Source organism: Eubacterium uniforme (assembly GCF_900167115.1).
GTDB lineage: Bacteria > Bacillota > Clostridia > Lachnospirales > Lachnospiraceae > Eubacterium_S > Eubacterium_S uniforme.
Window position 1 is genome coordinate 121693 of sequence record NZ_FUXZ01000010.1, and the last position, 12623, is coordinate 134315.

Annotated in this window: 12 protein-coding genes; 11 read left to right on the top strand and 1 reads right to left on the bottom strand. The window is 31.8% G+C overall.

All coding sequences use genetic code 11. The annotated features are described in order from the left end of the window. The first annotated feature begins 6 nt into the window (after positions 1–6). The 11 genes from B5D16_RS08850 to B5D16_RS08905 all read left to right on the top strand — a co-directional run bounded on the left by B5D16_RS08850 (position 7) and on the right by B5D16_RS08905 (position 10571). Complete coding sequence (locus tag B5D16_RS08850) at positions 7–561, top strand: DUF3793 family protein (RefSeq protein WP_143405087.1); 555 nt, start codon at positions 7–9, stop codon at positions 559–561. A gap of 271 nt (positions 562–832) precedes the next feature. Next, positions 833–1717, top strand: coding sequence for an alpha/beta hydrolase (locus tag B5D16_RS08855; RefSeq protein ID WP_078766629.1), 885 nt, complete (start codon positions 833–835; stop codon positions 1715–1717). 18 nt (positions 1718–1735) lie between these two features. Further along, entirely contained in the window at positions 1736–2074 is a 339-nt protein-coding gene (locus B5D16_RS08860) for a phenylpyruvate tautomerase MIF-related protein (RefSeq protein ID WP_078766630.1), read from the top strand. A 155-nt stretch (positions 2075–2229) separates the two neighbouring features. Then, the gene (locus B5D16_RS08865) at positions 2230–2733 is read left to right on the top strand and encodes an RNA polymerase sigma factor (protein ID WP_078766631.1); all 504 of its coding nucleotides are present in this window, start codon (positions 2230–2232) and stop codon (positions 2731–2733) included. A 1-nt stretch (position 2734) separates the two neighbouring features. Then, the gene (locus tag B5D16_RS08870) at positions 2735–3814 is read left to right on the top strand and encodes a hypothetical protein (RefSeq protein WP_078766632.1); all 1080 of its coding nucleotides are present in this window, start codon (positions 2735–2737) and stop codon (positions 3812–3814) included. 683 nt (positions 3815–4497) lie between these two features. Further along, a complete protein-coding gene (locus B5D16_RS08880; protein WP_078766634.1) occupies positions 4498–5928 on the top strand; it encodes a hypothetical protein in 1431 nt (476 codons plus the stop codon). Positions 5929–5942: 14 nt separating this feature from the next. After that, a complete protein-coding gene (locus tag B5D16_RS08885; protein ID WP_078766635.1) occupies positions 5943–6467 on the top strand; it encodes a DUF3592 domain-containing protein in 525 nt (174 codons plus the stop codon). Between the two features lie 202 nt (positions 6468–6669). Continuing rightward, positions 6670–7977 (top strand): O-acetylhomoserine aminocarboxypropyltransferase/cysteine synthase family protein, encoded by a 1308-nt coding sequence (locus B5D16_RS08890; protein WP_078766636.1) that lies wholly within the window; start codon positions 6670–6672, stop codon positions 7975–7977. Positions 7978–8209: 232 nt separating this feature from the next. Beyond that, complete coding sequence (locus tag B5D16_RS08895; RefSeq protein WP_078766637.1) at positions 8210–8794, top strand: hypothetical protein; 585 nt, start codon at positions 8210–8212, stop codon at positions 8792–8794. Beyond that, positions 8781–9323: a DUF3877 family protein gene (locus B5D16_RS08900; protein ID WP_207651111.1), complete on the top strand. Its 543-nt coding sequence runs from the start codon at positions 8781–8783 to the stop codon at positions 9321–9323. The genes B5D16_RS08895 and B5D16_RS08900 overlap by 14 nt, the downstream gene beginning before the upstream one ends. Before the next feature lie 186 nt (positions 9324–9509). Then, positions 9510–10571 (top strand): tetratricopeptide repeat protein, encoded by a 1062-nt coding sequence (locus tag B5D16_RS08905; protein WP_078766639.1) that lies wholly within the window; start codon positions 9510–9512, stop codon positions 10569–10571. A 335-nt stretch (positions 10572–10906) separates the two neighbouring features. Here B5D16_RS08905 and B5D16_RS08910 read toward each other — a convergent pair whose 3' ends face one another. Continuing rightward, complete coding sequence (locus B5D16_RS08910; RefSeq protein WP_242943024.1) at positions 10907–12574, bottom strand: immunoglobulin-like domain-containing protein; 1668 nt, start codon at positions 12572–12574, stop codon at positions 10907–10909. Positions 12575–12623: the final 49 nt, after the last annotated feature.

Below are 12623 nucleotides of genomic sequence, written 5' to 3' on the forward strand. Positions count from 1 at the left end.
TTAATTATGTTAGAAAAAGAACTCATTTATTATTGCGCTCCAACATTAGCAGGGATGAAAACAGCCAATCTATTTAGTTTTAAATTCCAAGAAAAAAATAAATTCCTCAAAGATATTTTCGCATTGAACAACGCTGCTAATGGAAAAGGAGTGAAAATAGACATTTTAAGCATTAGGGAAAACAGGGCTTTGATTTATGTTTATCGCATAAAGGCTCTAGTGAAAGATTTGTCTAAACCAGGTGTTTTTGATATTTTAACTAAGTATGGTTATGATACAAATGGGGATGTAGAAGAATTACTTAATGTGTTAAAAACCAGGCTTAAAATGACTATATGCTTTCCACATGAAATAGGATTGTTTTTAAGTTATCCAGTTGAAGATGTATCTGAGTTCATACGTCAAAATGGTAAAAATTGTAAGTACTGTGGATTGTGGAAAGTATATTGTAATGTTGATGATGCAAAAGCACTTTGTAAAAAGTATGAGCATTGTCAAGCCGTCTATAGACGGGTGTTTAAAAACGATAGAAACATCGCTCAGATGATAGTTTCTGCATAAATCATTTTCTATACCGGAAGTTGATTTTACATACTTCCTTTAACTGATGAGAAAACTCCTAATCATCAGTTCGTAAGCAACCGTAGTTTAACTACGGTTGCTTTTATGTTTTTAATTAGTTTTTGTATAGACAGAAATATTCTGTTTTTGATATACTATGAAAAGGGTAAAGAAAGAAAATTGAAAGTATAGATGAGTGAGGTTGTTTATAGATTGTTTGTAGAATTAGGATGAAGGAGGATGATTGATACGTTAAGTATCAAGAATAGGTATGTCAGAAAAAATATACGAAAAGATTCGTAGGGAGTATGGCACTAGTGACAGGGAGAGAGATAAGAATGAAAAAACACCTGATGATATCGAAAGATTTGATGATATTAGATATGGGGATGATGCATTCTTTAATGTGCTAGATGTTTATAGACCTAGGAATTGTCATGGGAAAAAATTACCAGTTATTGTTAGTGTCCATGGTGGGGCATTTGTATATGGGAGTAAGGAAGTATATCAGTATTATTGTATGAAGTTAGCGCAGAGAGGATACGCTGTTGTTAATTTTTCGTATCGTCTTGCTCCAGAATTTAAGTTTCCGGCAGCACTTTATGATATGAAAGAAGTGTATGAATGGATTCTTTATAATAAGGATGAGTATGAATTTGATATAGAGAATACATTTGCTGTAGGTGATTCGGCAGGTGCTAATTTATTAGGAATATATGCTGGAATCGCAAGTAGTGAGGATGCTAGTAGAGAGTTTGGAATTGTTCATCCAAGTGAAGTTAAGATTAAGGGTATTGCTCTTAATTGTGGTAAGTTCGTTCTAGAAAAGTTTGATGAACTTAACGAGGATAAACTCTATGAGTGTATTTTCGAGGATGGTGGTACAAGGGCTGAATTTGATAAGGCGAATGTTGTTAGATATGTTACATCTAATTATCCAAATACTTTCGTTATGACTTGCTTAGGTGACTTTTTAAAGGAACAGCCTAAGTACTTAGTTCCTAAACTTGAAGAAGAAAAAGTTAATTTTGAGTATCGTATTTATGGAGATGATGATAATCCACTTTGGCATGTGTTTCACTGTCATCCTACTCTAAAGGAGGCAGTAATTTGTAATGATGATGAATGCGATTTCTTTAGAAAATGCATGGATTAAATATAAAGGAGGATGGTTATGCCATTTATAGATGTAAAAACTAATGTAGCAGTATCTGATGATAAGAAGGAAAATATTAAATCGGCTTTAGGACAGGCTATTAGCTTACTACCTGGAAAGTCAGAGAACTGGCTTATGGTTGGAATTAATGATAATTATGATTTGTGGTTTAAAGGTGATAAGTCGCCAGCAGCCATGGTAGAAGTAAAAACTTATGGTGTTAATGCACAGGGTAGTGAAAATTTAACTGTTGAAATATGTAATCTTTTGAATAATGAATTAGGTATTGCAACGGGAAGAATATATGTTAGTTATTTTGGAACTCCTAACTGGGGTTGGGATGGAAGAAATTTCTAAAGGAACATGTTAGTAAAAGAGACTTTCGTCAATTTGTTTGATGAAAGTCTCTTATTATGTAAAAATTTTTTGAACCTTTTTTAACTCTATGAAAATATATAAGTGAAGAACAAAATTTGTTCTTGAAAAAAGTAGGTACTTACGGGAGCGATTGTATGGAAAAATCATATATTGAGAGTGTGATAAATGAATATGGACGTGATATATATTCATTTTGTGTTTATTTAACTGGAAGTAGACATGAAGCTGATGATTTATATCAACAGGTATTTCTTATTGCAATTGAGAAAAACAATTTGGATGTTGATAATAATCCTAAGTCTTATCTGTTAGCTATAGCAGCAAATGTTTGGAATAATAAGAAAAGAAAGTTTTTATGGAGGCAAAACAAAGCCCAAACTATACATTATGAAAAAGATAATTTAGAACAGATTGCTGTAGAAAAGGACTCGCCCGAGAATGAGTTTATAAAGAGGGAAGAACTTATTAGGGTACGTAAACTTGTTGATGAACTACCAGATAAGATGAAGGTGGTAATTCTTCTGTATTACATGGAAGACATGTCTATAGAAGAGATTTCTAAAACTCTCAGAATTCCAATTGGAACGGTGAAAAGCAGGTTGCATCAAGCTAAGAAAAAATTGAAAGAGAGGTTATAGTATGAAGGACAAGTTAGATTCTTTGTTAGAGAATGCTTATAAGGAAAGATTTGAACCTGGTAAAGATTTGAACGATCGCATATTACATGAAAAAAATAATATAAAAGTATTAAATGATGATGTAAGGTTAAGAAAGGATAAAAAGAATATGAAGAGGAACTTTGGGGATTTATTTACTAAAGTGGCGGTTGTGGCATTTTGCGTTGTAAGTATAGGTGGAATTGGATTTTTTGCAATTTCAAAAGGAGGAATAAATCCATCATCAGATAAAAAAACGGCTAAGGAAGGAACTACTGTTGTTGAAACAACAAGTGAAATTGCAGAAACACAGTCATTAATTGAGGAGAAAGAAACTGAGGAAGAATTTCCAGAAAATAATGAGGCAGAAAATATTGAGTGGAAAAAACTTTCAAAAAAATATGATTTTTCTTCAATAATTACTGGTAAAGAAGGTACAGATAAGGATGGATGGGTATATCGAGAATTAGATGTTTCTGATAGTGGATATGCTAATGTAAGATATTATTATGATTCTTATCAGGAAGCAATTGAGGCCAGTGGACTTCATAATATATTATCTAAGGATTATAAAAGAATGAATCGTGAAGGTACAATTTGTTATACAGATATAATTAGCCTAGAAGGTACACAGAAGTTACTTGAAAGATCTGTTGATGCAAAATTCCAATATAAAAATGGTTTTGTATTTTTAACACAGGATTATGATAATCATAATATGGAAGATATGAGTTTTACAGATGGTGCATTGCAAAACCCAACAAATGAAAGAGTATATACTAGCAAGAGTGGAATTAAATTTACATTAAGGGATGGTACAACATGTTATCCTGCCTATGATGATGAAGAACAGGTTAAGTGTACTAGAACTAGTATTTTGAGTGATAAAAGAAAATATATCATTACAATTGAACTTAGAGGGTTAAGTGAAGATGAAATGCATGAGGTTCTTGATACAGTTGTAATGCCTGATGATAATGTAGATATTAACAAAGTACCAGCAAGTGAGAAGAGGGCAGATATAGTTAAAGAGATTAAGAAAAATGCCCCTAAAAAGAAATAATTTGAGTACGAATATTAGGGTAAAAAATATTTTTTGAAAAAGTATTGACAATTAAATAACGTAGTGATAATATATGTCTCAATAAAGCAAAAGGGAGTAGCTTACAAGTTACTTGGTGCTCAAATCGTCAGTACGATTTTATCCGGTTTGAGCTAATCAAAGCGAGACTTTTGCCGAACGTTTAATACGTTTGGCAAAGGTCTCTTTTTTGTTATATAAAGATATTTATATAACTGATACGCTTCCCATGATATTTGCTTTAGGAAAGCGTTTTTTAATTTATTTTAAAGGAGGTGAATATATTAACTACTTACTAACAAAGAATGAAAAACGCAAATTTGTTTTCGGCGTGGGAAACCGAAAAGGCTCCTTAAGGGCGAAAAGGAGCGAGGAGTATAATTTTAATATATAGGAGATCCGGAGCTAGTTTAGCTCCGTGACCTCCAATAAATGAAAAAATAATGGAAAAGATAAACGGAAATGAAAAAAATTATAAAGTCAGAAAAGAATGGTATACATTTAGGTTAATTATCGTTATACTAATAGTGTGTTTAAGGAGTATGAATATTATGTTTTTTAGACGAAGAAGAAAAATCACAATGTTTGATTTGGTAGTAATTTGTATGGCTATATTAGTATTTAGCTATATTTGGGACGTCGATAAAGGTATGGAGATGATATAAATGTTTAAGGATTTATTTGATAAAAAAAATAATAATGACTATCAGAGAACTAGACATGATTATTATGCTGATGAAATGAATAGTTACATATCAGACAGAGATGACGATTATAATTATCCAAGTGGAAATGATAACTTTAATTATTCAGATAATAGTAATAACTATAATTCTGAATCCAATAATGATAATTTCAATTATATTGGTAATGATGATAGTAACTATAATTATTATACTGACGATGATTTCAAAGATGAGTATGAAGAGAATTATGTAGAGTCAAGTGATGAAAATGAATTGGTTTATGTTGTTCCTGATAGAGAAAAAACAACAGGGAAAGTTGTAGAAATAGATGGGGATAAAGCTCGAATTTCATATAAGGTTAATGGGAATGATTTTGTGTTTGAATATGAAATAGGAAAGAACGAGTATTTAGCCGTTGGACAAGTGCTGAATTTAGGATATATTTCAGATACGCCGGATAGGGCATATTTATTACCAAATAATAATATTAGTGCAGATCGTATTAAGGATATTATGCAAGTTGATCATCAAAGCTTAGATGATGTTATGCATAATATTAATAAAGATAAGAATGTATTTGGTTATAATAAGTATAGATTTGGTAGTGTAAAAACACCTTCGTTAAAAAATCATGATTTTGATAAAGAATCCGAAGAGAGATATAACAAGGCACATTCAATAAGTTACGAACAAGATGATTGGTGCAAGGGGTTTGGAACAATCAGTGATATAACTGATACTGGTATGATTATTACATATGTTGTAAAAGGTCGTGAATATAAAATTGAGTGTAGTAAAACTGCTAAGGATAACTATAAAATGGGAACGGTTGTTGTTTTAAGATATAAAAAGAGTTTTCCAGATGTATATGAAATATTAGAAATAAAAGATCATAGTAAAGATGATCAAGTTGATTCTTATGCTGAAATTAATAAAAAAGCAAAGTCCGATAATTCAGGGCTACTTGGAGGAATATTTTCAAATAGTGGTTATGGTGGAATGCAAGCACTTGCTGGATTAGGTGGAATGCAAACTATGGGCGGTAATCCATCAAATGATAAAAGTGATGACGTAGAAGTTGTTGAATGGGGTGAAACTTATGGAATGATTGCAGAGGATAATGGGGAAAAAGTTAAGGTCGTTTATAAGGTTGATGAACAGGTTTACTCTATTTGGATAACAAAATCTAAAAGTAGTTGGAAAGTCGGGCTAAGAATGAAGGTAAGATATAATTATTCTAGTCCAGGCATAGGCAGTGTTATGGATATGGGAAATGAACATTTAACAAATAGGTTAAAGGAAGAAGCAATAAAAGAAACTCGACAAAGAGGAAATTATGGATATTCTACGGAAGAAAGTATCGTGAAATTAGGATTAGAGATAATCGATACTTTTATAAATAATAATTGATAAGGAGTATAAGGATGAATAACAATAGTTATAGAAATGAATTTGAACAATCTGAAAATAAAAAAGTTGTGGTTGATGATACTGCTACAGGGGTAATATTTGGTATCATAGCATTAGCCATAATTGCTCTTTTTGGCGTTATTGGATATTTAAGGGTTACAACAGATAAGAGAAATTATGAGAACAACCCTAAAATAGAAGCTACCATAACGGACATTGGAAGTAGGTTAGAAAGAGATGCAAATAGAAGTAGGAAAGCTAAGAGAAGAAGAACTAGAAAAATAACAACTGCAAATATTGAATATGTTGTGGATGGTGTTAAGTATGAAGAAGTCGTTGATTATCCATCTTTAAAAAAGGAAGATGTTGGTAAAAAGGTGACAGTCGCATATGATAAAAAAGATCCATCAAAAGTTTATATCAAGCATGCATATGGTTCGTTTAAAGTAAAGTTTGCTTTTGGTTTTATAATAGTTATGTTTGTTATTTTGACAGGTTATATAGTAGGTGTTATTGTTAAAAAAGTGAAGAAAGAATAATGAATATAAGTACCTTTTGCTATAATTTAAAGCTATAACAAGAGGTACTTTTTATATATTATACAATAACAAAAAGAGATGATATGATATAGCCATAAGAGATACAGATGATGAATATCAACAGATGACAGATATGAGTACACAAGACGATTGATATAAATTGTTTGAAAAAAAGAATAAAGAAAGTATGAGGTATTTTATTATGGCTAAGAAAAACAGAGATGAAAGAAATTTAAAATTTGAAACATTACAGTTACACGTAGGACAGGAAAATGCAGATCCAGTTACAGATTCAAGAGCAGTTCCAATTTATCAGACGTCAAGTTATGTATTTAGAAATAGTGACCACGCAGCAGCTAGATTTGGACTTTCAGATGCAGGTAATATTTATGGTAGACTTACAAATCCTACAGAAGATGTATTCGAAAGAAGAATTGCAGCTTTAGAAGGTGGTGTTGCAGCACTTGCAGTAGCATCTGGTGCAGCAGCTATTACATATACAATTGAAAACCTTGCACAGAATGGTGATCACATTGTAGCAGCTAAAAACATATATGGAGGTTCATATAACCTTTTAGCACATACTCTTCCTCAGTACGGAATTGAGACTTCATTTGTTAATATTTTTGATGAGGATGAAGTAAAGGCTGCTATTAAAGATAATACAAAAGCAATATTTATTGAAACTTTAGGTAATCCAAATTCAGATGTAGTTGATATTGAAGCTATTGCTAAAATCGCTCATGACAGAAAAATTCCTCTTGTTGTAGATAACACATTCGCTACACCTTATTTGGTTAGACCTATCGAATATGGCGCTGATATTGTTGTTCATTCAGCAACTAAATTTATCGGTGGTCATGGTACAACAATCGGTGGTGTGATTGTTGATAGTGGTAAGTTTGATTGGGAAGCAAGTGGCAAGTTTGCATCACTTGTTGATCCTAATCCAAGCTACCATGGAATTAGCTTTACAAAGGCTGTTGGTGCAGCTGCATTTGTTACAAAGATTAGAGCTATTTTACTTAGAGATACAGGTGCAACTTTATCACCATTCCATGCATTCTTCTTCTTACAGGGGCTTGAAACACTCTCACTTCGTGTTGAAAGACATACAGAGAATGCAGCTAAGGTTGTTGAATACTTAAAGAATCATCCACAGGTTGAAAAGGTTAATCATCCGCTAGCAACTGATGATCCAAAACAGAAAGAGTTATACAAGAAGTATTTCCCTAACGGTGGTGGTTCAATCTTTACATTCGACATTAAGGGTGATGAAAAGAAAGCAAGAGATTTCATTGATAATCTTGAAATCTTCTCACTTTTAGCAAATGTTGCTGATGCTAAGTCATTAGTAATTCATCCAGCATCAACAACTCATTCACAGCTTACAGATGAAGAGTTACTTGATCAGGGAATTAAGAAGACTACAGTAAGACTTTCAATCGGTCTTGAAAATATCGATGATATCATCGAAGACCTTGAAGAAGCATTCAAGGCAATACAGTAAACATGTATTAAAGTAAATTCCTCCGAAACATTGAAATAATATATGAAACGTGAACGTAGAAAAATCTTCCAAAATATTATAGTGTTATAAATAATCTAAAAAGCGGTGAATAGGTGCAAATTCACCGCTTTTATTATAGTTGCATAATTAATTAAAAGGTGATATATTGTGCGTATATAACGATAGTTATAAAGAGGTGAGTAAATAAGGGTTTAATAAGGAGGAAAGAACTATGGAAGATGAAATTATATTTAGGGATGAAGATAAGGATAAACCACTAGGGAAGCAAGAAGTTAGTATATCCAGTATAGTTTTGAAGGGAATGATTGTTGCAATTATACTTGCATGCGCAGCTTGCACAATACAGTATATTGGAGCAGAGAAAATAAAAACTAAAATTTCAGAAATTTCACTTTCTCGTGCTAGGATGACTCAGAATGAGGATACTGAAGAATTTAGATATTATGCTATTAATATGACATCATATGTATGTGGGTTTATCGTATTTGTAGGCAGTATGATTTTACTTGATATTAGTATGATTAAAAAAGTTATAGGTAAAGTGGTTGAGAAAAGAGATAAGGATCTAGCGTATTGCTGGTGTGTTGTTGGTTCATTTTTAATGCTATTACTTTTAGTTATAATAACTGGATATAATAAAATGGATTCACCAAAACACATTGGTGTTATAACCTTTGTTTCCTGGCCAGCCATAACAATATTAAATTTTATGATCTTTACATTTTTAACAAAGAAAAAGGATGAGATTCCAAATAGAAAACAGGAGGCTCTTTTCGGTAAATATGTTGACAGATAGATTTATAAAGAATATAGAAGATCAAATAGAAGAAGCACAGGTAAAACTTGGGTATGCAGATGAATCTGTAAGATTATATTATCCGCTTGCATCCCTTGAGGATATTCTTGATGAAAAATTTGAAGATAATGAAGATTGTATCAAATCGCTACTAAGTAATGAGGAGATTATTAATTCTGAACTAGGAAATATGGAGTTTAATAATCATGGTAGAAATATTGAAGTGGTTATATCTCCTGTTGGTGTAAAATATGTTTATGAAAATAAAAAACCATCTGATTTTTTAGTAGAATTTATAGGAACATTTGCTAGTAATCATCATTTGAAAATAGAGGAAATAAAAGAAGTCTTTTCAAAATATGGTGAATATAAATGCGAAGATGTTCCAGCAGATTCAGGATTTAAATGGGCATTATACTTTGTAGATAGTGAAGAGGATGAATATGTATATTGCATCAATGAAGAGATGGGACATACAATTTATCATAGATTTACAAAAAATGATTATAAGAAATTATTAGAAGCATAGAAATATCAATTTTTGAAATGAAAAATGACTTTGGATTTGATGGCTAAAGTCATTTTTATTTGCTTTGCATTTAGGCCAAAAAAATGGTATTATATAGAGGTGTGATTGTATTGAGTATTGTGAATAAAAATAAAATATATTTTTGATGAATTACACTTAGAATATAATGATTAATTGGAGGATATAATGAGCGTAGAAGAAATACTAAAGGAAATTGAAGGTGGACTTACAGGAGAAATTAAGAAAGATATGGATTATCTCCAGGTTTGCCTTAAAAGATATAATAAACATGAGGATATTGAAGAACGTAAAGCTATCGTTCGTGGAATTCAGGGCATGATGTTTAAGGTTAGCCCACAGGAGACTGAAAAGTTTGCAAGAATGAATATGAGTGCTATGCAGCAGGCGTATAAGGAAATTCTTGATAAGGCACTTGCATATTCAAGAGCAAGAGATGCTGAGAAAGTTATTGAAACACTTGAACCAGTAATTAAGAAAATAGAAGCAGAAGATGTATATAAGGATGATGATGAAACTGAATATGTAGTTTTTGCTCAACCTATGGAAAAAGCTGTTTACAGTTATAAATTTAAAAATGATAAGAAGACATATACACCTATTGAACCATTACCAGATTTTTATTATTTATATGGTGTTGCTAAAAAGGTTCAGGGTGATAATGATGGTGCAATTGATGCACTTCAGAAAGCAATTAGATGGGACCCTGTTGCATGTGGTATTTATCTTGAACTTGCTGATTACATTCGTGAATCAGGTGATACAGAGAAGTTTATGGAACTTACAGAAAAAGCTTATGAGTATGCTTACTTACCAGGAGACTTAGCAAGATGTTATTCAGCATTTGGTAGATTCTATTTTGAAAGAGGACGTATGGAAACAGCAATTGCTTGTATGCAGATGTCATTTATGTTAGTTAAGGAAAATCCATTTGCTAAGATTTTATTTAATGAATTACAGAAGAATGTTGAAGCTGATAAATTAAAACCTCTTAAGGTTGAGGAAGTTGCTGAAACATTAAGAAGAAATAATCTTCCTGATCAGCCAGATAAGGACATTGTAGGAATTGCTTATACTTATGCTAGTAAGTATGCAGAAGCTGGTAATCCTAATGCTTCAGCGTATTATTATCAGATTGTATACGGTCTTACAAGAGATGATAAGATAAAGGCTTTATTAGATGAGCAGGAAAAAGCAATCGAAGAGAAGAAAGCTGCACAGAGTAAATAATTATTTAATTAGATAAAGTGATAAAAAAATTTATATTTTTCTTGACTTTGAAATTAAATAGAGTATAATAAGCATAGACAAAGGCGTCGCGATTTATCGTGGCGCCTTTTTTACGCTTTGAAAATCCTTAATTAAATCCCTACTTCGATTAAGGATATGCGTATGTCTATCATATTTTTTCCTATACGCTTTCCGGGGAATGTTGTTACTCTCCCGATAAAGAATAGCACTCCGGAAGGTGTAAGGAAACAAAATCAACTGCAATAAGTATATTACAAATAAAAAGAACTTAATGGAAATATATCCATTAAGTTCTCTTTATTTTCATTTGATTTTTATTTGTTTGGCTTTCCATTTGGATTTTCAGGATTAACTGAATCTGTTGGATCTTCAACCTGCTTAACATCTACAGTAATCTTTGCAGATACTGTTACGATTAATCCTCCTGGAATTGCGATGTCATACTGAATTGTATGAACACCAGCAGTAGCAGTATAAATACCGCCTTGAACCTTCTGTTCGTCAACTGCAACAGTTATGAATTTTGAAATATCAAAACCACTCTTAGTAAATGCTTTAACACCGTTTAAAAGATTTACCTTATCGCCTTCAAATGCTCTTAAATCAGAAACACCTCTAAATTCAGGTTTTTCTTTATTAACAACCTTAACAGTTACTGTCTTAGTTACTTTTCTGGATTCAAGCTTCTTCTGAGTAGCTGTAAATGTTAATGTATAAGTTCCAAGCTTAGTTGTATCAACGTTACCTGTTACTGTTAAGTTTCTCTTTGAAAGCATCTTTCCTTTGTATGAAGAAACTTCAGCGTATGACTTAAGGTTATTAAGCTGTGTACCGAATTCTACTTCTGTAGGCATTTCAACTGAAAGTTTAACATGCATATCGATTACTTTATAAATCTTAGAAATTCTTCTAGTCTTACCGTTTGAGTCTGTAACTTTATAAATTAATTTGTAATCACCAGGTTTAGCGAATTTAACCTGTCCTTTACCATAGTTAAATGTGAATTTTTTAGCGCCTTTTTTCTGAGCTCTAACAGTTACTGTAAGTTTGTCTGAAATATCTGTTCCAACAAATGATTTTGCGCTAATACCATCGAAGATGTTAAGTGTAGCACCCATTTCGATTGAATTGTGGTTCTTTGCACCTTCAATAATAGGTTTCTTTTCATTTACAACTTTAATTGTATATCTTTTTCTAACTACATTTCCAATATCATCTTTATAAGTAAATCTTACTTTATATTTACCTAATTTGCGTGTGTTAACTTTGCCCTTTGTTTTAATTCCTTCTGTTACAACAACACCAGCTGCATTCTTTACTTCAACAAGTGATGTTAAGTCAAGGTTTTTTGTACCGTACTGTACATTTCTTTCCTTAAGTTTGATCTTTGGCTTTGACTTAAGGTATGGATTATGAGGATCTGGATCAGTTGGATCCCATCCCTTATATGAACCAGGATTAATCTTCATAAATGAAGGCTTTCCAAGTGGATCATTGCTACTGTTACCATTAATGATTACTACTTTAGTACCAAGTGGACATTTATCATAAATCCATTTTGCATCTTTTACTAAAAGTCTTACACATCCATGAGATGCTGTATTTCCAAGATAGTTATAAGCACTAACTGAAATAGATGATTTATCATGATTTGTATAATACCAAACTGAGTGGAATAAGAAACCACCAGTAATTCTTGTATTGTACTGTCCCCAAGATGGACCTAATAGTTCGTGCCATTCTTTTTTCCATGGAGTATAGAAAGTTCCTACAGGTGTATCGTGACCTGTTGAACATATCATAGCTTTGTATGGCTTGTTATTTTTTTTCTTAAATACTGTTACTACATTTGTTCCTTTGTTAACCTGAATGTAATAATCTCCTGCACCTTCAGAAGCTTCTACTGTCTTAGGAGCTTTTACAAAGTTTATAGAAGTTAATACTAAAGCTAACACAAGAATCATTGACATAATTTTTTTCATGTTGTACCTCTCTTCTTGCATTATATTATTTTTAGCAATTTTTTACACA